This window comes from Methyloferula stellata AR4 (assembly GCF_000385335.1).
Taxonomy (GTDB): Bacteria; Pseudomonadota; Alphaproteobacteria; order Rhizobiales; family Beijerinckiaceae; genus Methyloferula; species Methyloferula stellata.
This window is the reverse complement of the sequence record NZ_ARWA01000001.1, coordinates 3490441-3517427: the sequence shown is the minus strand read 5'-3', so window position 1 is coordinate 3517427 and position 26987 is coordinate 3490441. Positions and strand designations below refer to the sequence as shown.

The window sequence follows — 26987 nt, the reverse complement described above, 5'->3', positions numbered from 1 at the left end:
CGCAGAGAGGGACGCAGCCAGTCGGCATTGAAGCTTAATCATTGCAAGTCTTCTTAATTTCTGAAAAATATTTCATGAAAATACTTTCATGAAAAGTATAGTATGAAAAACGTTTTAGATGATCGTAGTATAACAATCAAGGCTCCTGAGTTTATGTTTGATTCAACCTCAGATCGAGGTTGATGACAGAACTGGAGCATCCCATGCAGACATCGACGGACAAGACGGCCGTTCGCAGCGGCCTCCGCGTCTTGGCTTTTGCCGGTTTGGCCTCGATCCTCGCGATCGGTGTGGCCTCCGCCCAGCAGGCCTATCCGCGCGCGAGCCGATATTACAGCTACTACGATCAGGGTCCTGGCTTCGCTTCATCGCGCGCCGACCGTGCCGATTTCGATCGCTCCGGCACGCGTGGCCGCCTCGGCCTTGGTGCGAGCCCCTATCATCCGGAAGGCCCCGGTAACCCGAGCAACTAAGAGTCTGGATCTCAAAGCGCGGCGGATGACGCCGCGCTTTGCCTGGGCGTCTTTGAAGCAGGGAGAATTGTCGTGATGGCGAAAATCATTCTCAAAGCCGGTGTCGCCGTTTCGCTCGTGCTTTATTCGGCGAGTTTCGCATCGGCGCAGATCCAGCATCGGCATTACCATGCCCATCATGTCTATGCGCGTCATCGCGCGTTCGATCCTTCCGCGCAGACGGCGCGAGAGGCTATGCCGCTCCCTTACGAGGCCTATGCCGCCCGAGGCTATGGCGGCGTTCCTGAAAATCCGCTGATTCCGATCAGGCCCGAAGTGCCGCCGCCGGTCGATCCGAACGAACCTGCGAGCGGCAGCTATGGCGCCATGCTGGAGGGCCGCAACCCGGCGAATACGACACCATGAGACCCTTTTTCGATCTCACAATCCATACGACGCCGGTTCGTGCCGGGTCCCGCGTTCTGCTTGGCCTCATGCTCGTGGCCATGACCGCAAGCCCTGTGCTCGCGCGGCACTATCGTCATCATCACCATGCGATGCGGCACGTCTACAATGAGCCGTATCGGCATTTGGCGGCGCAGCGGGAGTTCGAGGCGCCGCTCTACATCTACCACTCACCATATCCTTGCTCTTCGCACGACGATTGCGATCGCAAAGATTATGACGAATCCGGAACGCGCGGCCGCCTCGGCCTTGGTGCGAGCCCCTACCATCCGGAAGGGCCCGGAAATCCGTCGGGGCCTTAGGAACTTTGGAGCATGACGGCTTTAGGTTGAGCCGATCATGCTCCAAGCCTGTATTCTAGCGCATGATCTTGATCCAAAAAGTCTGCAACTTTTTGGGATCATGCTCTAAGCCTCGACCAGCTTCAGCGTCAGGCATTTGGCACCGCCGCCGGCCTTCATGAACTCAGACAGCGGCGTGATGACCGGCGTGAACCCGGCAGCGCCTAGGCTGTTTTGCAAAGCCTCCGACGCATCGTTCAAAAACACATGGCCGTCGAGATCGACGGCATTACAGCAGAATTTCAGTGCATCTGGCTCGCCGACCGCGATGCGCTTGTCGGGCGGCACCAGGCTTTCGATCAAGGCGCGCGATGTTTCGTCGAAGGCCGCCGGAAAATACAAGAGATAGCCGCCGGCCAAAGGACACAGGCAGGTGTCGAGATGATAAAATCGCGGATCGATCAGATTGAGCGCCGCGGTTTTGCAGCCGAGCCGTTTTTCTAACAGCGCCGGCACGGCCTTGTCCGACCGGAAACCATGCCCGACCCAGAGCAGAGTCTGGCCGCGATCGAAGAGGGCATCGCCGGCGCCCTCGAAAAATATATCCTGCGGCCAGTCCAAAATCTCGAAGCCATTCGCGGAGAACCAAGCGCGGTTGTGCTTTTCCTCGCCCTGTCTCTCAAGGCTGCGGAAGCGGCTGAGAATCACTTGCCTGCCGCGGACGAGGCCGGCATTCGCGGTGAACACGATATCCGGGAGGTCGCGCTCCGGCGGCTCCAATGCGACCTGCGCATGCTCCGCTATGGCAATACGCAGGTCATGCCATTGCCTGTGTGCGAGGCGATCGTCGGTATTTGCAAATTGCCCTTCCATCCACGGATTGATGACGTAAGCGATCTCGAAATGATCGGGCGGGCACATCAGAATCGTCTGCGGGGCAGAGGTCATGAAATCCTGCTTAACGGAACGTCCGGGTTTGGTTCGCTGCCCATCACGCTCAAGTGACATTGTCATGGCGCTGTTTCTCTTGATTTTGCTGGCTGCCGCGGAAAATTCGGCTAGAGCACGACCCTGAACGTAGGTACGCGGACCCAATTTGAAGAGTGGGGCTCGATGGCGCAGCAGCGGAGCGTTGAGTCGGCTGCATTCTACCCCTGAAGCACCAGGATGGTGACGATGCCTGCCGGAGATCTGTGGATGCAGGTATTTTTTAACCTTCTCGTCAGCGCGACAATCTTTGCCGTAGGCTTTCCTGTCATCTCGCCGCGCGCGGCGGCGCAGGAGCAGCCCGTTTACGTCGCGATCTATGTTGAAACGCAGCCGCAGTCGGCGGAACAGGCGATCACCACGCTCAAGGCCGAGGCTGCGGCCAGCCGCGCGGAGGCGGGCAGCGTAGCCGTGCAATTGCTGCGCGAGATCGGCCGCGACAATCGTTTTGTCATATTCGAAATCTGGAAGGATCGGGCCGCTTTCGACGCACATCAAAAGGACCCGCATCTGCAAGCCTTTCGCAATCAGCTCCATGCGATAGAGACCGCGCCGCCGGATGAAAGACTGCTGACCAGACTTTGGCCCGGCCCCGCCGCCAATCACCCCTCCGCGCATGCCGTATGGGTCGTGACCCATGTCGATGTCATGCCGTCTTATGCGGATGAGGTATCCGGCATGCTCAAGACGCTCGGCGAGGAAAGCGTCAAGGAGCCTGGCTATCTTCTTTTCACGGTGACGCAACAGATCGGGCGGCCGAACCATTTCACTGTCGAGGAGGGCTGGGCTAGTCATCTGGCGTTCGACGCGCATGAGGCGCTCGCATCAACAAGACAGTTTCGCGACAAGATCAGCCCGATGCTCGGCGCGCTTTACGATCAGCGCATCTATCAGGGCTTGGAATGAAGAGTGGAATGATCGCGCGGGCGACCCGAATCCGCTATAGTGAAAATCCAATCATGGGAGTGACGTATCAATGAGCAAGCTCGTCGTTTTGTACAAGAAGCCGGCCGATCCCGCGCATTTCGAAAAGCATTTCCGCGAGGTCCATATGCCGCTCGTCAAAAAGATGCCGGGCTTGCGGTCTTATTCCTTCGGACCTGCGACCGATCTCGAAGGCAAGGATGGCGCGTTCTTCTGGACCTTCATCGGCACATTCGACAGTTTGAAGGCGATCCATGAGGCCTTCGGCACGCCGGAGGGCCAAGCGGTCGGCGCCGATATTCCGAATTATTCGCCCGAGCCTCCGGCCATCATCCATATCGAGTCGACCGAGGGGTGAGATTGTCATATGAGGGTCCCGGCTTGAACATCATCAAGCTGGGGCGCTCAATGAGCGCTGGCGTGAAATAGGAGGCGATCATGGCACGTATGCGAGATTTCGCCGATCAGCCTTGCTTTCGAGGTTTCGAGCAAACGGCGTAAGGGGTTCCCGTCCGAAACGCGCGTCAAACGCGGACTGCGTTTCGTTCATGGCGATCTCGAACTCATAGAAAAACTTGGCCGCAACGATCCGTGCCCTTGCGGGTCAGGATTAAAATTTCAAGCGCTGCTGCTTGACGTCAGGCTGCTTTCGATGGAGCAGGCCGCCACGACTATTGGCGGGACTAAGTCCCAGGCTGACGAAATTTTCCGCGGATGAGTTTTGCGCGCCAATCGCCTCCTTGGACGCGATTGGCGATGCTGGCTTTAGGGCGGCCCGCGATCGGGCAGGGCGGCCGTCGCGGCCAAGAAAATCAAGCAACTTGAGCCAGCAAGTCGCTTCTCAGATGGACGCGGAGGCCGCTATAATCCCGGCGCTCGGCCCTCAGCGAAGGCGAGCTTGGCCGATGAGGGCCTCTTCCTTTTAAGATCGAAGTTGAGGGGAAATAATGGATCCGACCGGTACGCACAGAATCAAAAACCCTGAACCGAAAGAGGACGGTGTGTGGGTCACTGATGGCACCACTGGGCAAGAGATTACGGAGGATGCTTATCTTTCGAATGGCTATAAGCCTAAGCTTGCGAGCCTTCCATGGGGCTCGGCCAAGCCAGAGGACAAAGCCTCGCAGACCTGAGGGCAATCGTATCAGTCGCGGCCGCATGGGGGGCTCAGCGCTCTGCATGTCACGGCAGGCTGCGCGCGGCGTCTCTAGCAATCATCCATCGAGCCGATGACAGCTTAAGGCATTCATTCAGTTTTAAGCGGCGGCTTTGTTTCAGCCGCCGCTTGGTTTCTGCAGATCCTAGGGCGGTCCGAGGTCGGGCGCAGGCTTCTTCGGAGCGTCTGCCGCCGGAGTTTGCCCGGCCGTACCATGTTTGATTCCCGCGACTGACGGCTCCGGCGTAGGCGTGGTGGCAGAGTCCCAATCGCATGGAACCTCACCAACAACCGCGTGGGCGAACGTATTGAGCATCGGGATCGTGCTTGCGTTTGTGTTTTGGTACCAGCCGGCGTCGCCTTTGGCATAGGAACTATTGCGAGCCTTATAGATCACGCGTTTCTCGGCGGTGATGTCGATAACGCTGCGAACTTCGTTTCTTGCTGTGCGATAGCAAGTACCCACCTTGATTTGGTCGGGGTGCATGGTCTCCTCCGATGGCGTGATGCGGATTTGACCGCGGCATCCGGGATTGAGCAATTTTTCTGCCACCCCGGCGATCCCGGACGATCAAGCGACTTTGTAGCACGCTCTGGGTGCCTTGAAACAAATCAAACCCTAAGAGGCACTCAAGAGGCTTTCGGCCAGTCGTTCAAACTGAGCCGCACCCCCGCATTCCGCTTGACTCATGTCCCGAAGCGGGGAATCTATAAGAACAAATAGAGAACTTATTCCTCAGCGGAGAACGGACCGATGCCTGCCGGCCTTTCGGAACGGGTGGATTTTTTGCGCGCGAAAATCGCCTCTCTGGAGGCGATGGACGGTGAAAGCACGTCCGGCAGAAGATGGAACGCGGGCATCCGCCGGATGCCGCGCGTCGGTTTGGGCGATGCGCAAGAGCTGTGCAGTCTCGATCGCGCCTTGCAGGGCGGGCTTGAGCCAGGCGCCTTGCATGAGATTGTCGCGGCCCGTCCGGCCGCGCGCACGGCGGCCTCCGGTTTTGCCTTTGCCTTGGCCGCGCGTTTTGCCGGGGCTTCGGCAAAGACCCGCGCGGCCATCGTCTGGATCGTCGAAGCCAAAGCCGCGCGCGAGACGGGCGCACTCTATGGGCCGGGGCTGGCGCTTTTGGGCCTAGATCCCAGCCGCCTTGTGCTGGTCGAGACGCGCGATGCGCAAGAAAGCCTCTGGGCCATGGAGGAGGCTTTGAAATGCCGCTCGTCCGCCGCGGTCATTGGCGAGATCTGGGGACTTGCCAAAATCTACGATCTCGCGGCCTCGCGCAGGCTGCTTCTGGCCGCGCGCAAAAGCGCAACGCCGGGCCTGCTCGTCGCGGCGGGCCTCGCGGGCGAAGCCGAACATCTCTCAAGCGGCGCCGGGACGCGGTTTGAAATCGGCACAAGCGCCAGCCCGCACCTGGCTTCGGCGGGCGGCCGCCAGCCAATGCCTGGCAAGACCGTCTGGACCGTGCGGCTCGTCAAAGCCCGCGCCGGCCCGCAGGGCTTCGGCTTTGATCGGGACAAGGTCCATCCGCTCACATGGGACCCTGAGAAGGCTTGTTTTCGCGATGCGTTATCTTTCGCTGTTCCTTCCATATCTTCCGACAGACCGGCTCGTGCGGCTGGGAGTCGTCAAAGGGCTTAGCAAGAAGCCCTCGCGCTTCGAGACGGGTTCATCTCAAGTCGGCCAAGCACGACTTGAAATGAGCCCTCCTCAGCATGAGGGCTTCGTTCAGCCGGCTCAAACGAGCCCTCACCCTGAGGAGCTTGCATCGCTGGCGATCTATCGCAACAGCGAGATCGCAAAGCAAGCGTCTCGAAGGGCGAGGGCGGAGCCAGCCGGAACACCCATCGTAACTTTTGAGAGGGTCAAATCGGCGTTGCGCCTCGTTTCGCTCGATCCTTACGCGCTGGCGCAGGGTCTTGAGTCCGGCCTCGCGCTTGCCGATGCGCGAGCAAGGCATCCTTCGCTCCTGGCCATTGAGGCCGATGCCGAAGCCGAGGCGAAATGTCTGGCCGATATTCTCGATTGGTGCCGGCGCTTCACGCCGCTCGCGGCGCTCGATGCTCCGGATGGCGTGATGCTCGATGTGACGGGCGCCGTGCATCTCTTCGGCGGCGAAGACAATCTATTAAACGAGATCGAGACGCGGCTGCGTACGCAAGGTTTCGCGGCAAGAGCCGCGCTGGCTGGAACGCCGGAGGCGGCCTGGGCGCTCGCGCGCTACGGCGACCGGCGGCTTCTGCCGGAGGGTCTCGACGAAAAGCGCCTGATCCGCCTGCTTGGGCCTTTGCCGCTCGTAGCCTTGCGGCTCGATGCGGATCTCATCGCCGGCCTTGCCCGTGCCGGTCTGCGGCGCCTCAGCGATATTATCCTGCGGCCACGCGCGCCCATCGCGGCGCGCTTCGGCACACATCTCTTTGCACGGCTCGATGCGCTTTTGGGCCGTGCGAAAAGCGCCATATCGCCTTGCTTCGAGGCGCCCCCTTATCTGGCCGAACGGCGCTTTGCCGAAGGCATTATCGCGCAGCCAGACATAGAAGCGACGCTGCTCTCGCTTGCGCATGATCTCTGCGGCTTGCTCACCCGGCATGGCGAAGGCGCACGTCATATCGAAGCGAGTTTCTTCCGCGTCGACGGCGCGGTGAAACATCTGGATGTGCGCACCAGCCGGGCCATGCGCGATCCGATCGCCATGGCGCGGCTCTTTCGCGAACGCATCGAAGCCCTGGGCGAAGCGGGCCTGGAGGCGGATTATGGTTTCGATGTTCTGCGTCTTGCCGCGCTTACCGTCGAGCGCAAGGCCGAGGATCAGGCGAGCCTTGACGGTCATCTCAATGCCGAAAGCGATCTTGCCGATTTGATCGACAGGCTGGGTGCGAGGCTCGGCGTGCGCCGGGTGACGCGCTTGGCGCTGCAGGACCGGCACGATCCGGATTTCGCGGTGATCTCCGTGCCTGCCGCCTCCAGAACACGCCTGCCGAAAAGTCCAGGGTGGGACATTGCGGGCGAGGCCGAACGGCTGGCTCTGCCGTCGCGGCCCTTGCGCCTGCTGCTGCATCCGGAGCTGATCGAGGCCATTGCCTCGGTGCCGGACGGGCCGCCCTTGCGGTTTCGCTGGCGCCGCATCCTGCATGAGGTCGCAGCGGTCGAAGGGCCGGAACGCATCGCGCCGGACTGGTGGAAGGATAGCCAAAACTTCACCCGCGATTATTTCCGCGCCGAGGATCGCGACGGGCAGGCTTTCTGGCTCTACCGCGACGGGCTTTATCGCGAGACCGCCGAGCCGCGCTGGTTCATGCATGGGCTTTTCGCGTGATCAAATATGCGGCCACGGGTTATGCGGAATTCGCCATCACGACGAATTTCTCCTTTTTGCGCGGTGGCTCGCATCCGGAAGAATTGGTCGAACAGGGGCTTGAGCTTGGACTCAAGGGGCTTGGCATCGCCGATCGCAATTCGCTCGCCGGCGTCGTACGCGCGCATGTCTTCCTGCGCGAGAACCATGTCAAACCAAGCGAGTTCAAACTCGCGATCGGCACACGCCTCGTCTTTTGCGACGGCACGCCGGATATTCTGGCCTATCCGAAAAACCGTGCGGCCTATGGTCGTCTCACGCGGCTTTTGACGCGTGGCAATCTGCGCGCTGAAAAGGGCGGCTGTCTTTTGCGGCTCAAAGATCTTTTGGACCAGGCCGTCGATTTTCAGCTCGCCCTTATGCCGAAGTGCACTTTCACTGACGACGACGGCATAGAGACGGAGCGGCATTATGATGATTTCGGACTGCCGCAAGATCAGGCCGGCGCATTATACGAACGCGAGTTGCAGCCGCTCCAAAATTTGATGCCGCGTCTGCGCGAGGCGTCGGGCGGGCCCGTCTGGCTCACCGCCGCCATGGCTTATGGTACTTCGATGCGCGGCGATCTGGCCTGGCGCAAGCGGCTCGCTTTCGATATCCATGCGCCGCTTCTTGCCACAAACGACGTGCTGATGCATGTGGCGGAGCGGCGGCCTTTGCAGGATGTGCTGACCGCGATCCGGCTCGGCGTGAGCCTCGATGACGCCGGCCGCAAGCTCGAGGCCAATGCCGAACGCCATTTGAAAGACGCAGCCGAAATGACGCGTCTCTTCAGCGAAGCGCCGGAGGCGATCGCTGAGACATTGCATTTTCTCGATGGGCTTTCGTTTTCGCTCGACGAGTTGCGTGGGGACTATCCTGAGGAATTGCGCGAAGGTTTTGCGACGCCGCAGGAGGCTCTGCGCGCCTTCGCCTATGAAGGCGCGGCGGAACGCTTCGAAAACAATGTGCCGGACAAGGTGAAAACGGCGATCGAACATGAGCTGGCACTTGTCGCCGAGCTCGATTATGCCGCCTATTTTCTCACTGTGCATGACATCATGCGCTTTGCACGTAACCAAGGCATTCTCTGCCAGGGGCGCGGCTCCGCCGCCAATTCGACGCTCTGCTTTTGTCTACGCATCACCGATGTCGATCCGATGCGCCATCAGCTTCTTTTTGAGCGATTCATCTCGGCCAAGCGCGCGGAGCCGCCGGACATAGACGTCGATTTCGAGCATGAGCGCCGCGAAGAGGTGATGGAATATATTTACAGGCGCTATGGCCGCGCGCGGGCGGCGCTGACGGCGACGGTCGTCACCTATCGCACGCGCTCAGCCATGCGCGAGGTTGGTAAAGTCTTCGGCTTTTCGGATGATGTGCTCGCAGCTTTGGCGGGCGCCGTCTGGGGCAGTTCGTCGGTCGCGGTCGACGATAAGGAGGCGCGCCGCGCCGGGCTCGACCCAACCGAGGCGCGCTTGAAAAAGGCCCTTGCGCTTGCCAGCGAACTCACCGGATTTCCACGCCATTTGTCGCAACATACGGGCGGCTTCGTCATTACCCGCACGCGGCTCGATGAAGTGATGCCGCTCGCCCATGCGACGATGGAAGCGCGCACCACCGTCGTCTGGGACAAGGATGATCTCGATGCGCTCGGCATTTTAAAGGTCGATATTCTGGCGCTCGGCATGCTGACCTGCCTCAGCCGCGGCTTCGATCTGCTCGAGACGCATTATGGCGTGAAACATCGTCTCGCCGATGTGCCCGCCGAAGAAAAGCCCGTCTATGACATGATCTCACGCGCGGACACGATCGGCGTGTTCCAGATCGAAAGCCGCGCGCAAATGTCGATGCTGCCGCGCTTGAAGCCAAAGACATTCTACGATCTCGTCATCGAAGTTGCGATCGTGCGGCCGGGTCCCATCCAGGGCGATATGGTGCATCCCTATCTGCGCCGCAGGCAGGGGCTTGAGCCGGTAGAGTATCCTTCGGACGAACTCAAAGAGGTGCTGGAGCGGACGCTTGGCGTGCCGCTCTTCCAGGAACAGGCGATGAAGATCGCGATCGTCGCTGCGGGCTTCACGCCGGGCGAGGCAGATCGGCTGCGCCGTGCCATGGCAACTTTCAAACGCGTCGGCACGATCTCGACATTCTTCGACAAAATGGTCGAAGGTATGGTCGCGAAGAACTATCCACGCGATTTCGCCGAGCGCTGCTTCAAGCAGATCGAGGGCTTTGGTACCTATGGGTTTCCGGAAAGCCATGCGGCCTCTTTCGCGCTGCTCGTCTATGTCTCGGCCTGGATGAAATGCCGCTATCCGGATGTTTTCTGCTGCGCGCTTTTGAACGCGCAGCCCATGGGTTTTTATGCGCCGGGGCAGATCGTGCGCGACGCCAGAGAGCATGGCGTCACCATCGAAGAGGTGGATATTAATTTTTCAGAATGGAACAGCATCCTCGTCAAGGGTGAAGCTGAAGGGCGCCTGCATCCGCGCCATGACGGGATGCGCGGCGAGATCCGCTCTGCCCATTGCGTCCGCCTGGGCTTCCGGCAGGCCAAGGGGTTGAGCGAGGCCGATATGGATGCGCTCGTCGCGCATCGCGGCGCAGGCTATGATTCGATCCGCGATCTTTGGCTGCGCACGGGACTGCCGCAAAGCGTGCTGCAACGTCTGGCGGAGGCCGATGCGTTCCGCTCGCTCGGGCTCGACCGGCGCGAGGCGCTCTGGGTCGTCAAGGGCCTCAACCGCGCCGGCGACAAGGACGATCTGCCGCTGTTGAAGAGCCTCACATTCAAGGCGCACGAGCCGGATGCTGATCTGCCGCCTATGTTGATCGGCGAACATGTCGTCGAGGATTATCGCACGCTCTCATTATCCTTGAAGGCGCATCCCGTGTCTTTCGTGCGGGCCTTGCTCGCGGCTAAAAAGATTTTGTGCACGGAAGACCTCGGCCGGATCGAGAACGGCCGCCGCGTGACGGTCGCGGGACTCGTACTCGTGCGCCAGCGGCCTGGCTCGGCCAAAGGTGTGATCTTTCTGACGCTGGAAGACGAGACCGGCATTGCCAATGCGATCATCTGGCCGAAGGTGTTCGAGGCTTTGCGGCCGATCGTGATGGGCGCGCGTTTCATCGCGGTGACGGGGCGCGTGCAAAGCGAATCGGGCGTCATTCATGTCGTTGCCGAGCGTGCGGAAGATTTGACGCCGCTGCTCGGTGTTCTGTCGCGGCAAGGCCAGGACCAGGGCCGGGTGCGGGACGATGAGAGCGAGCCCGCCTTTTCGCATCCGGCCTGCAAGGTGATCGGAAGACAGTCCTCTCAACCCGCACAGAAAAATCAGGATGAGCCGATGGCTCAGACTCTCTTGTTTCCGCTTGAGGCTTCGCTCGCCAAGGATAAGGCCGCCGTAGCGCTCAAGCGCGTTCTCCCGAAAGGCCGCAATTTTCAATAGGTGTGGTTGCTCTCGTCCTTCGAGACGCCCACTTCGTGGGCTCCTCAGGATGAGGGCAACCACTGAGCCCTCACCCTGAGGAGCGGGCGCAGCCCGCGTCTCGAAGGGCGAGGGCGATAGGAGGCTTGGCATAGCCACCCCTCATCGCACGATCCAGGCTGCGCGTTTTTCACCAGGCTTCGTATAGAAGCGGGAGGCGCGAATTTTGCCGGCGAAATCGACGATCTCGAAGAGATCTGCTTCGTCCCAGACGTCGCCAAGCTTCGTCTCGTCGGCGATATCCTGCGCGGCCTGAAGATTGGGAACCTCGAAGGGCCAGCGATCGACGATGCGTCTCGTCAGGTCGCGTTCGCTGCTGCGGACGGCGCGAATGATGAAGACCGGCATTATCGGCCTCCGCCGTCACCCTGATTTTCTTTCACGCATGATCTTATCCGAAAAGTCTGCAACTTTTCAGGATCATGCTGCGATCGTCGCGGCGCCAACGAGCTTGCGCGCTTCGACCGTCGAGATCGGATGCCCGAAGGCATAGCCTTGCGCATATTCGCAGCCGAGCTGCGCGAGCTCGATCGCGTCCGACTCGGTCTCAGTGCCTTCGGCGACGACCTCCATGCCGAGATCATGCGCGAGCGTGATGATCGAGCGCAGGATCACCGGCCGCGCGCCTTTATTGTTCTGGTGCACGAAGGAGCGGTCGATCTTGATCGTATCGAAGGGGAAGCGCTGCAGATAGGAGAGCGACGAGTAGCCGGTGCCGAAATCGTCGAGCGACAGGCCGGCGCCAAGTTCATGGATGCGGCCGAGCATCTGCGCCGCATATTCGGGGTTCTCCATGACGAGGCTCTCGGTCAATTCGAGCTTCAATGTGCCGCGCGCCACATCGCAACGGGTGAGCACGGCCTTCACATCATGCAGGAGATCGTGGCGCAGCAATTGCCGCGACGAAACATTGACGCTGGCAAAGATGGGAGGATCGACGTTCAGCGCATGTTGCCAGGCCGCGAGTTCGCGCGCCGTGCGTTCAAGCGCGAAAATGCCGAGATCGACGATGCCGCCGGTTTCTTCCGCGATCGGAATGAATTCGGCCGGTCCGAGCCGTCCGAGTTTTGGATGATCCCAGCGCAGCAAGGCCTCGAAACCTGCGACCGTGCGATCTTCGAGCCGCACGATCGGCTGGAAAAAGACCTTGATCTCGCCGCGGTCGAGCGCGCGGCGCAGATCGCCTTCGAGCGTCACGCGATCCGAGCGGCGCGTCCGCATGGCCGGACGAAACACTTCGATCCGGTTGCCGCCGAGCCGTTTGGCGTGACGCATGGCGATCTCGGCGTCTTTCAGCATGTCCTCGCGCTTCTGGTGCAATTGCGGATCGAACAATGCAAGGCCGATAGATGCGGTCAGCGGTATTTCGATTTCATTGAAGGCAACGGGCGTCGACAAGGCTCGGCGCACGACATTGGCGAGCGCCGTGATCTGATCGGTGTCGGTTTCGGAGACGATGACGGCGGCCAGTTGATCGCCAGCAAGCCGGGCGAGCGTATCCTGCGGCTTTAGGAGACGGCTCAGGCGGCGCGAGAGCGTCAGCAAAATCGAATCGCCGGCCGAGAGGCCGATGCTCTCATTGACCTGACGGAACCGGTCGATGTCGATGCAGATGACCGTCGGCCGGATCTTCGTGTCGGTCAGCGCGAAGTTCAACGCGGCCTCAAGCCGGTCGAAGAAGAGTTCGCGATTGGGCAGGCCGGTCAGATTGTCATGCACGGCATCATGCAGCAATCTTTCTTCCGAAGTTTTCTCCTCGGTGACATCGGACAGGGTGCCGACGATGCGGATCACTTCGCCATCGGCGCCGACCACCGGCCGCGCCTTCATCAGAAACCAGAAATAATGCCCGTCGACGGCGCGCAGGCGGAATTCCTGATTGATGCGCCCGCGTCTTTGTTCGAGCATCGTGTCGAGAACGGCGCGATAGCGGTCGCGTTCGAAGGGGTGCAGAAGATCGAGCCAGCCGGAGGCGGGTCCTTCGAGCGAGCCGCGCCCGAGACCCAATTGCGCTTCGACTTCCGGGTTCACATAGACGATATCGGCCGAGACGTCCCAGTCGAAGACGAGGTCTCCGCTGCCGGTCAGCGCCAGAGCTTTGCGTTCGGTCTCGCTGATCACGCCATGGCCGAGCCCACCTCCGGCAAAGGCATTTTGCATGATCGTAAAGCCGATCAGCATCACGATCAAAACAAGGCCGCCGATCAAGGCAGGCGAGACGAGGTCGTTTGTCAGCGTGCCGGTGACCGTGAAGGCGGCGCCAATGATCCAGGCGAGCAGCAGGAACCAGGTCGGAATGAGCATGACGGCGCGGTCATAGCCATGGGTCGACAGATAAATGACGAGGATGAAGCCGACGCCCGCGATGGTTGCGAGCGAAATGCGCGCGACGCCGGCTGCGACAGGCGCGTCATAGACTGCAAGGCCGATCAGCGCGACGAGGAAGATCAGCCAGCCCGTTGCGACGCGTGAGGCGCGCACATGCCAGCGGCTGAGATTGAGATAGGCGAAGAGAAAGACGAGTAGAGTCGCGGCCAGCACTGTTTCCGCGCCCGCCCGCCAAATGCGGTCCGATGCGCCTCCGGTGCCGAAAATCTTGGTCCAGAAGCCGAAGTCGATGCAGACATAGGCGAGCACTGCCCAGGCGAGCGCGGCCGCCGCCGGAAAGATGACAGCGCCTTTGACGACGAAGACGATGGTCAGAAAGAGCGCCAGCAGGCCGGCGACGCCGATCACGATCCCTTTGTACAAAGTGAGGCTGGTGACCTTGTCCTTGTAGGCGTCGGGCTCCCAAAGATAGAGCTGCGGCAGTTTCGGCGTGCGCAATTCGGCGACATAAGTCACGGTAGTGCCGGGATCGAGCGTCAAGCGGAACACGTCGGCGTCGGCGCTTTCTTGCGCTTCCGGCGGAAAGCCCTGGCTCGCGGTGATCGCCGAAATGCGCGTCGCGCCGAGATCGGGCCAGACCACGCCCGAACCGACAAGCCGGAAATGCGGCGCGACGATCAGTCGTTCGATCTGTTCGTCGGTGTCGTTCGTGAGCGCGAAGACGATCCAGTTCGGCTGCGTTCCCGTCTCGCGTGCGCGCACCTCGATGCGGCGGACGATGCCGTCGGAGCCGGGCGCGGTCGATACCAAAAGGCGATCGCCTTGCGCACTATAGCTTTCGATCGCCTTGGAGAGATCGATGGCCTGTGCGTCAAGCGGCACGCGAATCGCTTCGACCGCTCTTGCCGGGACGAGACTTAATCCCAGAAGAACGAAAGCGATCAAAAAACGAATCTGGAGCACGCGGCTCAGCACATGAAAATCCGAGCTGGTTTCGGCGCATCGAGGAAAAGGGGGTGACCCGCTTCGCCTGAACGCGCTCAATTGCCTTTGCCCCGGCCAATCGCGTGAGCCATCGGTCGAAGAATCGGAGGAGCACGAAGTTTAAGAGTTGGAGAGACGCGCTTTAAACAAAATCTCTCTATAGCCAACCTCTTAATGTTCTTTTTTCTTTGCAGGCTTTTAGAGCATGATCTCTTTGAGCTGAATCGCGATCATGCTCCAAGCTTTTATTTCGCGCATGATCCCAAAATGTCCGCAACTTTTTAGGATCACGCTTTAACTCAAACTCCATGGCATTTTTACGTAGTCATAAGTGCCGATGCGTCGCAGGTATTGAGCGGTCGGGCAGCCTCATCGCTGGAAATGACGTCCACCTTCAATTGGTAAAGCTTATCTGTCCAGAGGGCAAGACTTAGCGCGCCGCCTTGAAAGCGCTGACTTTTCAAGGAGAAGAGAGGCAAGGACTGGCGGTCGATCGATGTGGGGGCTACGCTTTATCGCGGCGCGGCAGACGCAGCGGAACCGGGTCCGATTCCAAAAGCGCATAAAGAAGATGGTCTTGCCAAATACCGTTGATCCGCAGATAGGCGCGTGCATGGCCTTCGCGCTTGAACCCGCAGCGTTCGAGCAGCCGGATGGACGGTTCATTGTTCGGCAGGCAGGCGGCTTCGATGCGATGCAGCCGGAGCGTCGCAAAGGCGAAGGTGACGGCGGCCCTGACGGCGCGCGACATGAAGCCCTTGCCGGCGTGCGGAGCGCCCATCCAATAGCCGAGCGTGGCCGCCTGCGCGACGCCGCGCTTGATCTGGCCAAGCGTCAAGCCGCCGACCAAAAGATCATCGCCTTCGCGGAAGATCAAAAATGGATAGCCTTCGTCGTTTTCGATCTCTTGCGCCTGACGGCGCAGCCGCCTGCGAAAGGCGGTGCGGGTCAGATCATCGCCGGGCCATGTCGGCTCCCAAGGCGTGAGGAAGCCCCGGCTTCTTTCGCGCAATCCGGCCCAGGTTTCGAAATCATGCATTTCCGGCGGCCGCAGATAGACGCCTTCACCCCGGATGAAGGTGGCATTATCGCTCGACGGTCCGAGACGAAACAGGGCCAAGGAATTGCTCTCCTGAAACGCTTTCTAGGTTAAACGCTTCCCAAACGCTCCGCCACACGATCCGGGCTCAGCACCTTGGAGATCGGACCGATCGCCGAAACTGTGGGTGCCGAGCGCAAGGCGGCAGCACCAACACGGCGAACATCATCAATTCCAATCGAATCGATCTTTTCTATGATCTCTGCGCGGGGCAATACGCGATCGAATGCCAAAAGCTGGCGCGCCATCTGCTCGGATCGCGCGCCGGGCGATTCGAGCGCCGCGAGCAGGGAGACCTTCATCTGCGCCTTGGCGCGATGCAATTCGGCCTCTGTCAGATTTTGCGTGGCCTCAGCCAGGCAGTCGAGCGCGACCGGCATCAGATTGACGACATCCTTTTTGCCCGTGCCGGCATAAAAGCCGAAAAGGCCGCTGTCCGAAAAGCCCCAGTGGAAGGCATAGATCGAATAGGCAAGGCCGCGCTTCTCGCGGACTTCCTGGAAGAGACGCGAGGACATGCCGCCGCCAACCGCATTGGCGAATATATGCATGGCATAATGATCGGGATGGTCGTAGCCGAGGCCTTCGAAGCCGACGACGATATGCGCCTGCTCGAGACGCCGCTTCACGCGGGTGTCGCCGCCTTTATATTTCGCAGGCTGTGGCGCATCGGCCTGGTTGGCCGGAAGGCTGCCGAAACGCTTCTCGGTTTCGTCGGCGATGCGGGCATGTTCGACGGCGCCCGCCGCACCGATGACGGTCGCCTGGCTGCGGTAATGCGTATCGAGATAGGCGCCGATGGTTTCGCGCTTGAAGGATGATACGCCGTCCGGGGTGCCGAGAATGGCGCGTCCGATCGGCTGGTCAGGATAGGCCGTCGCATTGAAGAGATCGAAGACGAGATCGTCGGGCGTATCCTCCGCCGCGCTGATCTCCTGCAAGATGACGCCTTTCTCGCGTTCAAGCTCTTTGGCGTCGAAGGTGCTCTCGGTCAGAATATCGGCGAGAATGTCGAGCGCGAGGCCGCTATCGGCCGCGAGCACATGCGCGTAATAGGCCGTCTGTTCGACGCTGGTCGCGGCATTGAGGTCGCCGCCCGCCGTCTCGATCTCTTCGGCAATGTCGCGCGCCGAGCGCCGCCTTGTGCCCTTGAACGCCATATGTTCGAGAAGGTGCGACAGGCCTTGCTCATTTGCATGTTCGTGCCGCGAGCCCGCTGCGATCCAGACGCCGATCGAGGCCGTCTCGAGCTGATCCATGCGATCGGTGACGATGCGCAGACCAGACGGCAAGGTGGTGATTTCAACGCTCATCAAGCTACCTGTGTTGAAGGAATCCGCGAATGCGAGCGGATGAAGGATTCGACCGCGGCTTGATCATTGGGCAGGATCGCGAAACGCTCCTTCCGCTCGAACAGATCCGCAAGATGTGCGGGGAGCGCCGGGCGCTCTCCCGTCGCCTTTTCGATCGCATCTGGAAATTTCGCCGGATGCGCGGTCGCAAGCGCAATCACCGGCGTGCCGGGCTTTGCCGCAAGCGCCTTGCGTGCGGCATGGACGCCGACCGCCGTATGCGGATCGACGAGCGATCCCGTCTCCTGGTAGACGCGCGCGATCTCGGCGGTGGTCTCGGTTTCGTTCGCCGAAGCCGCATCGAATTCGGCACGGATCTTTGCAAGCGGCGCTGCGTCGAGCGTGAAACGGCCGGACTGTTTCAGGCTTTCCATCAGGCGGCGGACGGCTGCCGCATCGCGGCCATAGGCTTCGAACAAAAGCCGCTCGAAATTCGACGAGATCTGAATGTCCATCGACGGCGATTGCGTCGCCTCGACGCCCTTCACCTCATAGACGCCGGTAGCCAGCGTGCGCGCCAGAATATCATTCGTGTTGGTTGCGATGATCAGCCGCTCGATAGGCAGGCCCATGCGCTTGGCTATATAGCCTGCGAGAATATCGCCGAAATTGCCGGTCGGCACGGCGAAGGAAATCGGCCGATGCGGCGCGCCCAAAGCGACCGCGCTCGTCATGTAATAGACGATCTGCGCCATCACCCGCGCCCAATTGATCGAATTGACGCCGGTCAAGGAGAGTTCGTCGCGAAAGGCGCGCTTCTGGAACAGGCCTTTCACGATCGCCTGGGCATCATCGAACGTGCCTTCGAGCGCGATGACATGAACGTTTTCATCCGCGACGCAGGTCATCTGCCGGCGCTGAACGTCCGAGACGCGGCCATGCGGATAGAGGATGAAGACATCGGCATGGCCGAGACCGCGAAAGGCTTCGATCGCTGCCGCGCCGGTGTCGCCCGAAGTCGCACCGACGACGGTCGCATGCTGGCGGCGGGCTTTCAGAACATGATCCGTCAGCCGCGCCAGGATCTGCATGGCGACGTCCTTGAAGGCGAGCGTCGGGCCATGAAACAATTCGAGCAGGAAGAGCTGGTCGCCGATCTGCGCGAGGGGCGCGACTGCCTTGTGCCGGAATCCCGCATAGGCCGTCTCGATCATGCTTTTGAGGAGCTTGGGATCGATTTCGGAGCCGATGAAGCGGGAAAAAACCGCCTCGGCCACCTCGGCATAGGAAAGCCCGGCGAAAGCGGCGATCTCGTCTTTGCCAAGCTCTGGGTAGGTTTCGGGCAGATAAAGGCCGCCATCGTTCGCAAGACCCGCCATGAGCGTGTCCGTAAAGGAAAGGGACGGGGCCTCTCCACGGGTCGAAACATATTTGGCCGTGCTGCTCAAAGTCTTTGTTTTTCCTGTCGAATTCATTGTAGTTGGCAACCCTCTCCCTGTGGGAGAGGGTGGTCGGCGGAGCCGACCGGGTGAGGGGTTTCAAACGCAAATTCAAGGGGCTGTAACCCCCTCATCCGCCTCGCTGCGCTCGGCACCTTCTCCCACAGGGAGAAGGTGGGCCCCCTTGGTCTCGGTCTAACCCGCCTTTTCTATCTCATTCCCCTTATGCCAGGCAAAAGCGGCAAAAACCCCAAAAAGACCCAGCGCTAGCCCAAACCAGGTCAGCGCATAGGATAGATGGTTATTGGGGATCGCGATTTCCGTAGTCCCGCCCATCGGCCAGCCGCCAGGTACCGGCAGATCGTCGGCATCGATCGAAAATGGCGCCACGTCCGCGAGACCGAAATGCGTCGCGATTTCCGCCGGATCGCGGGTGAAATAGCGCCCGGCAGCCGGCTCGTCGGGGGGCGTGAAGAGATTGCGCGGCTCGGGCGGCCGCATCAGGCCGGTAACTCTCACGGGACCGTCGATTTCACCCGCGGCCCGCGCGGCTTTGTCCTTGAGGTTTTCGGGCACGAAGCCGCGATTGACGATGACAATGCCGCCCGAGGCGAGCCGCAGCGGCGTCAGCACGAGATAGCCGGGGGTCGAGATCCCCTTGCGGCTGAATCCGGGGCCATGGAAGACCAAAGCTTCCTTATCGTTCTCGAATGTGCCCTCGGCTTCGACGTGGCGATAGTCGTAATCGTCCGGTTTGAGAGCAGGCCAATCGGCGATCGGCGGCAGTGGCTGCGGCTTGATGGTGCTGCGCGCTTCGATCTCGCCGATCAAACCCTCTTTCCAGTGAAGCCGTTCCAATTGCCAGACACCGAGCCCGATCAGAATGGCACCTGCCAGCAGGGTCGAGAGGCCGGGCCAGAATAGGGCCTTGAAGCGTGGCGGCATGATACGGCTTCCGATAGGTCCGATGCTCTGTTTTGACGCATGATCTTATCCAAAAAGTCTGCACTTTTGGGATCATGCTCTAGGACTTGAGGCGTCCTTGCTCCGCCTTGTTGCGGAATTGCAGCGAAACAAGCAGCCCCTTCAAGGGACGCAGCAGGCCAAGGCAGACCACGACGGTCAGCGGCAGAAAAATCACGAGATGAACCCAGAAGGGCGGCTCATAGGTGAGCTCCGTCCAAAGAGCTGCGCCGAGCACAAGAAAACCGCCGATCAGACTGACGAAGACCGCTGGTCCGTCTCCGGCATCGGCGAAGGAAAAATCGAGCCCGCATTTGTCGCAGGTTTTGGCGAGGTCGAGGAAGCCGGAGAAGGCTTTACCTTGCCCGCAGCGCGGACAGCGGCCGAGGAGGCCCGTCCAATAAGGCGATTGCGGCGGATAATCGGTATTGGAGCCCATAGCTTCGCTTCATCTCGAGGGTTGGAATCAAAAGGGGCGGCACTTCGGCCACCCCCTCTGATGCAGGACGCGGAAACTCTTCAAGCATCAATGTTCCATCGGGGCGCCCCATGACCCCCAAACGTAAATGCAGGAGAACAGAAACAGCCACACCACGTCGACGAAATGCCAGTACCAGGCGGCGAATTCGAAGCCGAGATGCTGTTTTGGCGTGAACTGTCCGGCAAAGGCGCGGATCAGGCAGACGGTGAGGAAGATGGTTCCGATGATGACATGGAAACCATGGAAGCCCGTCGCCATGAAGAAGGTCGCGCCGAAGATCGAGCCTTTGAAGGCGAAGGGGGCATGCGCATATTCATAGGCCTGAATGCAGGTGAAGAGCACGCCCAGAAGGATCGTCAGGACCAAGCCCTTCTTCAAGCCCGAGCGATCACCGTGCAAGAGGGCGTGATGGGCCCAGGTCACGGTCGTGCCGGAGGTCAGAAGAATGAGCGTGTTGAGCAGCGGGAAGTGCCAGGGATCGATGACTTCGATGCCCTTCGGCGGCCACTGACTGCCGATGAATTCCGCCCGCGTATATTGGTTCGCAGCGCCGGGAAACAGGCTGACGTCGAAAAAGGCCCAGAACCAGGCGACGAAGAACATCACTTCCGAGGCGATGAAAAGGATCATGCCGTAGCGATGGCTGATCTGCACCACCCGGGTGTGGTAGCCGCCATATTCCGCTTCCTTGATGACGTCACTCCACCAGGAGAACATCACGTAAAGAATGCCGATCAGGCCGACGCCAAAAATATAGCTGCCGGGCTTCGTGCCATGGAATTCGAGGTGCTTCATCCAGAAGATGCCGCCGAAAGCCATGAGGAAGGCGAAAAACGATCCGATGAGCGGCCACGGGCTCGGGTCCACCAGATGATAATCATGGTTCGGTTTCGTGTGGGCGTCCGACATAGCCTAATCCTCTCCCCCATTGATTGGGCCGATGCCCAGCCGTTTAAACTCTATCAAGTCCGATATTCAAAAGCCGGTCTTCAAAAAATGATCGTCGGCCTTTGCCTTGTCCTTATCTCTCAGTCAAGCCCGCTCAGAGCCGCGATTTGTCCTTCGCCGAATCGGTCTTCGCCGCGACGGCAGGCGCCTCGGCTTTCACCGGAAAGAACGTGTAAGACAGCGTGATCTCGGCGACGACCGCCATGTCCTTGTCTTTTTCCAGCGCCGCATCGAGAAAGAAGACCACGGGCATTTCGGCTGTTTCGTGCGGTGCGAGCGTCTGATTCGAGAAGCAGAAACAATTGATCTTGTCGAAATAGGCGCCCGATATGCCGGGACTCACATTGTAGCCGGCACGTGCTGTGACTTCTTGATCGGTCCGGTTGGTGACCTTGAAGAAGACCGTTTGCGTCTCGCCGGTGAGCACCGAGATGCGCGGGGTTTCCGGCTCGAAACTCCAGTCCAATCCGGGCGCCACATTGGCGTCGAAGCTGACGGTCAGGTGCCGCGTGCCGTGGATCGACGGCGCATGTTCGGCCACTTGCGTCGTCCCGCCAAAGCCGGTCGCGGCGCAAAACATCCGGTAGAGAGGGACCGCGGCGTAAGACATCCCGAGCATGCCGCCGACGGCCGCTGCGACGCCAACGGCCACGAGGCGCTGGCGCTTCTGTTTCGTCTCTGCGGGAGGAGGGGTGTTCGTCATGTCAGAGCGGCCGGTTCAAGACGCCAGGGCCGAGCTTGGCGATCGTCACGAGAAAGATCAGCAAGGCGAAACAGGCGACGGAGAGACCGATTGCGATGTTGCGCTGGCGGCGGCTTTTCAGCTGCTGCGGCGTGAGTTCGACGCCGGGTTCTTCTGTCCCTGCCATGGCCTTAGGCCCCAAGCCGCGCCGCAAGCTCGAAACCGAGGCTCAAGGAGCGCTCGATAACGATCTCAGCGAAGAGGAGAAAGAGATAGAGGATCGAAAAGCCGAAGAGGCTTTTGGCGCAGCGATCGGCGGCTTCGCCAGTCCGGACGGCGTAGACCCGTGCGGCAAGGAAGAGGAGCGCGGCGCCAAGCGCAATCGCGAGAATGCCGTAAACGACGGATGCAAAGCCCAGGATCCAGGGCAGCACGCCGACGGGTGCGAGAACCAGGCTGTAGAGCAGGATTTCGAGCCGCGTGTGCGCGGCGCCTTTGACATTCGGCATCATCGGAATGCCGGCCTTGGCATAGTCTGCGGATTTCACCAGCGCCAGGGCCCAGAAATGCGGCGGCGTCCAGATGAAGATGATGGAAAAGAGCACGATGCTCGCGAGGCTGATGTCGCCCGTCGCAGCGGCATAGGCGACGATCGGCGGAAAGGCGCCTGCTGCACCGCCAATGACGATGTTTTGCGGCGTCGAGCGCTTCAGCCACATCGTATAGATCACGACATAGAAAAAGATCGTGAAGGCGAGCAGCGCGGCGGCCAGCCAATTGGCGACGATGCCAAGCGTGAAGACGGCGAGAAAGGACAGGGTCAGGCCGAAGGCGAGCGCTTCGTCGCCCGTCACCCGGCCGGAGGGAATCGGGCGCTTGCGGGTGCGCGACATGACGGCGTCGATGTCGGCATCGTACCACATGTTCAGCGCGCCCGAGGCGCCGGCGCCGACGGCGATCGCGAGCAGGCTCGCAAAGCCGATCACCGGATTGACGCCGTGAGGCGCCAGCAAAAGTCCGGCGATCGCGGTGAAGATCACGAGCGACATCACCCGCGGCTTCAAAAGCGCGATGTAGTCGCCGGGATTCGCTTCCGAACCGGCTACCGCCTTTGTGATGCTGCCGCTTTCGCCGACGAAGCTCATATGCGCCTATGACTGGTTTGAGAATGCTGCGAAGCGGCGGAGTTTGCCGCCGCTTCGCGATTTTTGTCGATCAATGATCCGTGCCGGTGATGCGCGGCAGGGTCTCGAACGTGTGGAACGGCGGCGGGGACGACAGGGTCCATTCGAGCGTGGTCGCGCCAGGACCCCACGGATTGTCGCCGGCGAGACGCTTTTTCATGAAGGCGTCGAGGATGATGTAGAGGAACAAGAGAACGCCGAGGCCCGACAGATAGGAGCCGTAGGACGAGATCTTGTTCCACAAGGCATAGGCGTCGGGATAGTCGATATAGCGGCGCGGCATGCCCGCGAGGCCAAGGAAGTGCTGCGGGAAGAAGGTGAGGTTCACACCGATGAACATCACCCAGAAATGCAGCTTGGCGAGCGGCTCGTTATAGAGATAGCCCGACATTTTCGGGAACCAGTAATAGAAGCCCGCGAAGAGCGCGAAGACGGCGCCGAGCGACAGCACGTAATGGAAGTGCGCGACGACGTAATAGGTCTCGTGCAAAGCGCGGTCGAGGCCGGCATTGGCGAGCACGACACCCGTCACGCCGCCAATGGTGAAGAGGAAGATGAAGCCGACCGCCCAGAGCATAGGCGCGCGGAACGAGATCGAGCCGCCCCACATGGTCGCGATCCAGGAGAAGACCTTCACGCCGGTCGGAACCGCGATCACCATCGTCGCGAAGACGAAGTAGCGCTGCGTGTCGAGCGACATGCCGACCGTGTACATGTGATGCGCCCAGACGACGAAGCCGACGACGCCGATCGCGACCATGGCGTAGGCCATGCCGAGATAGCCGAAGACGGGCTTCTTCGAGAAGGTCGAGACGATATGGCTGATGATGCCGAAACCGGGCAGGATCAGGATATAGACTTCCGGATGGCCGAAGAACCAGAAGAGATGCTGGAAGAGAAGCGGATCGCCGCCGCCGGCCGGATCGAAGAAGGTCGTGCCGAAATTGCGGTCGGTGAGAAGCATGGTGATCGCACCGGCGAGCACCGGCAGCGACAGAACGAGCAGGAAGGCGGTCACGAGAACCGACCAGGCGAAGAGCGGCATCTTATGCAGCGTCATGCCGGGGGCGCGCATGTTGAAGATCGTGGTGATGAAGTTGATCGCACCAAGGATCGACGACGCGCCGGCGAGATGGACCGACAGGATCACGAAATCCATCGCCGGACCGGGATGGCCCACGTTGGACGATAGCGGTGGATACATGACCCAGCCGCCGCCAAACCCCAGCATGCCGGGGGCGCCCTCCATGAACATCGAAATCAGCAGGAGCGAGAAGGAAGCCGGCAGAAGCCAGAACGAAATATTGTTCATGCGCGGGAAGGCCATGTCCGGCGCGCCGATCATGATCGGGACGAACCAGTTGCCGAAGCCGCCGATGAGCGCCGGCATGACCATGAAGAAGATCATGATGAGGCCGTGGCTCGTGATGAACACGTTATAGAGATTCTTCGCGGCATCCATGGCCACCGCCGGGTCGGAACCGTCGATCATTTCGGCCAGATGCTGGAAGACCTGGATGCCCGGTTCCTGCAGCTCGGCGCGCATGGCGATCGACATGGCGCCGCCAATGATGCCGGCGCAGATCGCGAAGATCAGGTAGAGCGTGCCGATGTCTTTATGATTGGTCGAGAAGAGATAGCGCTTGAGGCCGGTCGGGTGGCCATGCGCTTCATCGTGGTGGGCTGTCTCGGTCGTCGCCATCTTAACAATTCCCTCGAAGTCTTGGCGCTGATGTTCTTATTGATGCGCCGGTTGGGGCACATCATTGCCGGCGAAGTGCAGCGGAGCCGTGGTCGTGGAAGCGTATTTCTTCTTCGCTTCCTGCAACCATGTCGCATAGGCCTCGGGGCTCACGACCCGGAAGGCGATCGGCATATAGGCGTGATCGCGGCCGCAGAGCTTGGAGCATTGGCCGTAATAGACGCCTTCGCGCTCGGCCTTGAACCAGGTCTCGTTAAGACGGCCGGGAACGGCGTCGATACGAATGCCGAAGGCTTGAATGACGAAGGAATGGATGACGTCGTCGGCAACGACCTGCACGCGCACGACCTTGCCGACCGGCACGACGGCCTCGTTGTCGACCGAGAGCTGACGGATGTCGCCCGGTTTCAGGTCGGCGTCCTGGACGATTTCGGAGTCGAACTCGAAACCGCCGCCCTGATCGGCCGGGTAGCTATAGCTCCAATACCATTGCTTGCCGGTGACCTTGATCGTCATATCCGAGGCCGGAATGACGAGCTGATGCGTCAGAAGCCGGAACGAGGGAATGGCGATGACCACCAAAACGAGAACCGGCAGAACCGTCCAGGCGACTTCGAGCAGCGAATTATGCGTCGTCTGCGACGGCACCGGATTCGCCTTCTCGTTGAACTTGAAGACGACGATGACGAGCAGCAGCAGGACGAAGAGGCTGATGGCGACGATGATCGGAAGGACGAGCCAATCATGAAATTGATGGATTTCATGGGCGATCGGGGTCACCGCATCCTGGAAGCCGATCTCGTCAGGGACGGGATGGCCTTCCGGAGCCTCGGCGAAGGCTGTGCTCACCAGCAGGCTGTTGAAAAACGCTGCCGATAAGCCGGCGATCTTAGCACCGAACACGCCGGCATTTCGCGCCGCTTCGGGCACGCTCAGTCTCCCAGGTCGCATAGCTACCGTCACTCCCCCTTATTTGGTGCTTTTCGATCCCCATACTTCACGTTTGGTGCAAAGTTTTTATCGTGAGAGGATGCAAACCGAACAGTCTAACTCCGTTCCAACCACAAACATTGATGGAGCGCAATAAGCGGTAAGATGTCGCTGCTTGCGGCATAAAGGCGCGAGGCCTTGCAGGTGCAGCGCCGCATTTCTACGCAATGCTCAGCCGAAGACGAGTTTCCCGATGAACTGATGCGCTGCAAAAATCTTCTGGCATTTCTTCGCATCGCAGCGAAGCTTCGGAGCTGTGCATAAACTTGACAGGTGGGGGGTATTTGTTAGGCAGCCAGACATCGTCCGAATCTGCCGATTCTTCCAGGCCGCGCCGGCCGTTCGCCGCACCTCCGCAGCACCATCGCCTCGCTTGAAGCGCCGGTGCGGTTTAAGTTTTTGTTTTAACGCGTGATCCGATCCGAAACTCGGTGTTTTTCGAAGATCAGCTCTCGGCATGGATTTCGGGAATTTGGAAGGGGACAGAACGGGAATGAAGATCATTCGATATGTCCCAGCGATCCGGCGCCTGGCCGCCTTGGCGACGGCGGCTTTGATGCTTGTCATGCCACTTGGTCAATGTTTCGCGCAGGGCGTCGTCAAAAACAAATTTGGCGACTGGCAATTGCGCTGTGAAACGCCGCCTGGTGCAGCGCATGAGCAATGCGCCTTGCTGCAAAGCGTTGCGGCCGAGGACAAGCCGAACATCAACCTCGTCGTGATCGTCCTGAAGACGGCGGACGGCAAGAACCGTCTGTTGCGCGTGATCGCGCCGCTCGGCATTTTGCTGCCGTCCGGGCTTGGACTCAAAGTCGACGATACGGACATTGGCCGGGCGGGATTCGTGCGCTGCCTGCCGAGCGGCTGCGTTGCCGAAGTCGTGATGGAAGAAAAACTCATCGATCAACTGAAAAATGGCCAAAATGCCACCTTCATCATTTTCCAGACACCGGAAGAAGGCGTCGGTATTCCTTTGGCGCTCGCCGGATTCAAGGAAGGGTTCGAGGCTCTGCCTTAATCGTGCTCCAAGCCCGTGCTTTCGAAGCGCGGGAAAATTGTTATAAAATGCGGGTTTCCAATCCATCTTTTGTTGCGGAGCATATGGGAATGCGGCGACCCAGGATTACGGGCACGGCGAAATTCATCTTCGCGGCATGGGCTGCCGCTGCGCTTACCGGATGCGGCAAGTCCGGCAGTCTTGGGTCTTTCGACCAGCCCGACGGCAATAGCAGCATCACGTCGCGCTTCGGCAATCTCCTGGCCTTCAACAAATTGACCGGAGAGCCTGCGCCGGCGAAAGAGGCCGAAAGGCTGGAATGCCCTGAGATCCTTGTCCTCGACGGGACCGCGGCGCACCGGGCCTATAATGGCGCGGAGTCGAACGAGAACCTGCGCTACCAATATTCGATTTCCGACGTCGCGCGCGAATGCATCCATCAAGGCGACCAGATCGCCATGAAAATTGGCGTGGCGGGGCAGGTGCTCCTTGGGCCGGCCGGCGCGCCCGGCGCGTTCACGGTGCCGATCAGGATTGCGATCGTGCGTGAGACCGACAATGCGCCGGTCGTGTCCAAGCTTTATACGGCGAACGTCAATGTCATTCCGGGCCAGACGGAAGCGCCCTATACGCTCGTGACGGAGCCTTTGCTCGCGCCGTTCATCCAGAGCCATACGGCCGAGGATTATACGATCAAAGTCGGGATCGACGCAGAAGGACAGAAACCGGCCGTCGCGCATGAACGCAAGAAGCGCAGCTAGAGCGGCGGATGGACCTCAGGTTCGATGCTCTAGGCATGCGAAAGCC

At 60.3% G+C, this 26987-nt stretch carries 27 protein-coding genes; 11 read left to right on the top strand and 16 right to left on the bottom strand.

Features of this window, described 5'->3' with window-relative positions:
• Positions 1 to 203 precede the first annotated feature (203 nt).
• The 3 genes from A3OQ_RS0117360 (at position 204) to A3OQ_RS24930 (ending at position 1219) form a co-directional block, all read left to right on the top strand.
• On the top strand, positions 204 to 473 hold the full coding sequence (locus A3OQ_RS0117360) for a hypothetical protein (protein ID WP_020176700.1): 270 nt from the start codon (positions 204 to 206) through the stop codon (positions 471 to 473).
• Positions 474 to 548: 75 nt separating this feature from the next.
• Positions 549 to 878, top strand: coding sequence for a hypothetical protein (locus A3OQ_RS0117355; RefSeq protein ID WP_020176699.1), 330 nt, complete (start codon positions 549 to 551; stop codon positions 876 to 878).
• On the top strand, positions 875 to 1219 hold the full coding sequence (locus A3OQ_RS24930) for a hypothetical protein (RefSeq protein WP_020176698.1): 345 nt from the start codon (positions 875 to 877) through the stop codon (positions 1217 to 1219). Before A3OQ_RS0117355 ends, A3OQ_RS24930 begins: the two co-directional genes overlap by 4 nt.
• Before the next feature lie 105 nt (positions 1220 to 1324).
• Here the strand turns inward: A3OQ_RS24930 and A3OQ_RS0117345 are convergent, their stop codons facing one another.
• Positions 1325 to 2146 (bottom strand): dimethylarginine dimethylaminohydrolase family protein, encoded by an 822-nt coding sequence (locus tag A3OQ_RS0117345; RefSeq protein ID WP_020176697.1) that lies wholly within the window; start codon positions 2144 to 2146, stop codon positions 1325 to 1327.
• Between the two features lie 249 nt (positions 2147 to 2395).
• Here A3OQ_RS0117345 and A3OQ_RS23745 point away from each other — a divergent pair, with 249 nt between their 5' ends.
• The 3 genes from A3OQ_RS23745 (at position 2396) to A3OQ_RS25295 (ending at position 3827) form a co-directional block, all read left to right on the top strand.
• Positions 2396 to 3091: a putative quinol monooxygenase gene (locus A3OQ_RS23745; protein WP_161607352.1), complete on the top strand. Its 696-nt coding sequence runs from the start codon at positions 2396 to 2398 to the stop codon at positions 3089 to 3091.
• A 70-nt stretch (positions 3092 to 3161) separates the two neighbouring features.
• Complete coding sequence (locus A3OQ_RS0117335; RefSeq protein ID WP_020176695.1) at positions 3162 to 3467, top strand: EthD family reductase; 306 nt, start codon at positions 3162 to 3164, stop codon at positions 3465 to 3467.
• Between the two features lie 96 nt (positions 3468 to 3563).
• Positions 3564 to 3827, top strand: a complete 264-nt coding sequence (locus tag A3OQ_RS25295) for an SEC-C metal-binding domain-containing protein (protein ID WP_083931683.1) — start codon at positions 3564 to 3566, stop codon at positions 3825 to 3827.
• Positions 3828 to 4410: 583 nt separating this feature from the next.
• Here A3OQ_RS25295 and A3OQ_RS0117325 read toward each other — a convergent pair.
• Entirely contained in the window at positions 4411 to 4818 is a 408-nt protein-coding gene (locus A3OQ_RS0117325; protein ID WP_020176693.1) for a hypothetical protein, read from the bottom strand.
• A 201-nt stretch (positions 4819 to 5019) separates the two neighbouring features.
• On the opposite strand from A3OQ_RS0117325, the gene A3OQ_RS22870 reads away from it, so the two are divergent.
• From A3OQ_RS22870 to A3OQ_RS0117310, 3 genes are read left to right on the top strand one after another with little or no spacing between them, the layout of a single operon-like run.
• Positions 5020 to 5907, top strand: a complete 888-nt coding sequence (locus A3OQ_RS22870) for an ImuA family protein (protein ID WP_020176692.1) — start codon at positions 5020 to 5022, stop codon at positions 5905 to 5907.
• A 58-nt stretch (positions 5908 to 5965) separates the two neighbouring features.
• Complete coding sequence (locus A3OQ_RS0117315; RefSeq protein WP_083931616.1) at positions 5966 to 7582, top strand: Y-family DNA polymerase; 1617 nt, start codon at positions 5966 to 5968, stop codon at positions 7580 to 7582.
• Complete coding sequence (locus A3OQ_RS0117310; protein WP_020176690.1) at positions 7579 to 11052, top strand: error-prone DNA polymerase; 3474 nt, start codon at positions 7579 to 7581, stop codon at positions 11050 to 11052. Before A3OQ_RS0117315 ends, A3OQ_RS0117310 begins: the two co-directional genes overlap by 4 nt.
• A gap of 141 nt (positions 11053 to 11193) precedes the next feature.
• On the opposite strand, the gene A3OQ_RS0117305 is transcribed toward A3OQ_RS0117310, so the two are convergent.
• From A3OQ_RS0117305 to A3OQ_RS24525, 14 genes are all read right to left on the bottom strand, one after another.
• The gene (locus A3OQ_RS0117305; protein ID WP_020176689.1) at positions 11194 to 11439 is read right to left on the bottom strand and encodes a hypothetical protein; all 246 of its coding nucleotides are present in this window, start codon (positions 11437 to 11439) and stop codon (positions 11194 to 11196) included.
• A 72-nt stretch (positions 11440 to 11511) separates the two neighbouring features.
• Positions 11512 to 14394 (bottom strand): EAL domain-containing protein, encoded by a 2883-nt coding sequence (locus A3OQ_RS0117300; RefSeq protein WP_020176688.1) that lies wholly within the window; start codon positions 14392 to 14394, stop codon positions 11512 to 11514.
• A gap of 514 nt (positions 14395 to 14908) precedes the next feature.
• Positions 14909 to 15523, bottom strand: coding sequence for a GNAT family N-acetyltransferase (locus A3OQ_RS0117290; protein WP_020176686.1), 615 nt, complete (start codon positions 15521 to 15523; stop codon positions 14909 to 14911).
• 29 nt (positions 15524 to 15552) lie between these two features.
• Positions 15553 to 16815 carry a M16 family metallopeptidase gene (locus A3OQ_RS0117285; RefSeq protein ID WP_020176685.1) on the bottom strand — a complete coding sequence of 421 codons (1263 nt, stop codon included), beginning with the start codon at positions 16813 to 16815 and terminating at the stop codon, positions 15553 to 15555.
• On the bottom strand, positions 16815 to 18269 hold the full coding sequence (gene thrC / locus A3OQ_RS0117280; protein WP_020176684.1) for a threonine synthase: 1455 nt from the start codon (positions 18267 to 18269) through the stop codon (positions 16815 to 16817). Before thrC ends, A3OQ_RS0117285 begins: the two co-directional genes overlap by 1 nt.
• Before the next feature lie 159 nt (positions 18270 to 18428).
• The gene (locus tag A3OQ_RS0117275; RefSeq protein ID WP_020176683.1) at positions 18429 to 19178 is read right to left on the bottom strand and encodes an SURF1 family protein; all 750 of its coding nucleotides are present in this window, start codon (positions 19176 to 19178) and stop codon (positions 18429 to 18431) included.
• 79 nt (positions 19179 to 19257) lie between these two features.
• Positions 19258 to 19635: a DUF983 domain-containing protein gene (locus A3OQ_RS0117270; protein WP_020176682.1), complete on the bottom strand. Its 378-nt coding sequence runs from the start codon at positions 19633 to 19635 to the stop codon at positions 19258 to 19260.
• Positions 19636 to 19722: 87 nt separating this feature from the next.
• Complete coding sequence (locus A3OQ_RS0117265) at positions 19723 to 20586, bottom strand: cytochrome c oxidase subunit 3 (protein ID WP_020176681.1); 864 nt, start codon at positions 20584 to 20586, stop codon at positions 19723 to 19725.
• A gap of 133 nt (positions 20587 to 20719) precedes the next feature.
• Positions 20720 to 21328 carry a cytochrome c oxidase assembly protein gene (locus tag A3OQ_RS0117260; protein ID WP_020176680.1) on the bottom strand — a complete coding sequence of 203 codons (609 nt, stop codon included), beginning with the start codon at positions 21326 to 21328 and terminating at the stop codon, positions 20720 to 20722.
• A gap of 1 nt (position 21329) precedes the next feature.
• A complete protein-coding gene (locus tag A3OQ_RS24925) occupies positions 21330 to 21494 on the bottom strand; it encodes a hypothetical protein (RefSeq protein WP_020176679.1) in 165 nt (54 codons plus the stop codon).
• A 4-nt stretch (positions 21495 to 21498) separates the two neighbouring features.
• A complete protein-coding gene (locus tag A3OQ_RS0117250) occupies positions 21499 to 22452 on the bottom strand; it encodes a heme o synthase (protein ID WP_020176678.1) in 954 nt (317 codons plus the stop codon).
• A 70-nt stretch (positions 22453 to 22522) separates the two neighbouring features.
• A complete protein-coding gene (gene ctaD, locus A3OQ_RS0117245) occupies positions 22523 to 24193 on the bottom strand; it encodes a cytochrome c oxidase subunit I (protein WP_020176677.1) in 1671 nt (556 codons plus the stop codon).
• Between the two features lie 36 nt (positions 24194 to 24229).
• A complete protein-coding gene (gene coxB, locus A3OQ_RS22865) occupies positions 24230 to 25123 on the bottom strand; it encodes a cytochrome c oxidase subunit II (RefSeq protein ID WP_020176676.1) in 894 nt (297 codons plus the stop codon).
• A gap of 231 nt (positions 25124 to 25354) precedes the next feature.
• A complete protein-coding gene (locus A3OQ_RS24525) occupies positions 25355 to 25687 on the bottom strand; it encodes a hypothetical protein (RefSeq protein ID WP_152428506.1) in 333 nt (110 codons plus the stop codon).
• Here A3OQ_RS24525 and A3OQ_RS0117235 point away from each other — a divergent pair.
• On the top strand, positions 25677 to 26201 hold the full coding sequence (locus A3OQ_RS0117235) for an invasion associated locus B family protein (RefSeq protein WP_040581341.1): 525 nt from the start codon (positions 25677 to 25679) through the stop codon (positions 26199 to 26201). The two genes, A3OQ_RS24525 and A3OQ_RS0117235, sit on opposite strands and share 11 nt — an antisense overlap.
• Before the next feature lie 89 nt (positions 26202 to 26290).
• On the top strand, positions 26291 to 26941 hold the full coding sequence (locus tag A3OQ_RS23740) for a hypothetical protein (RefSeq protein ID WP_152428505.1): 651 nt from the start codon (positions 26291 to 26293) through the stop codon (positions 26939 to 26941).
• The last annotated feature ends 46 nt before the right edge of the window (positions 26942 to 26987 follow it).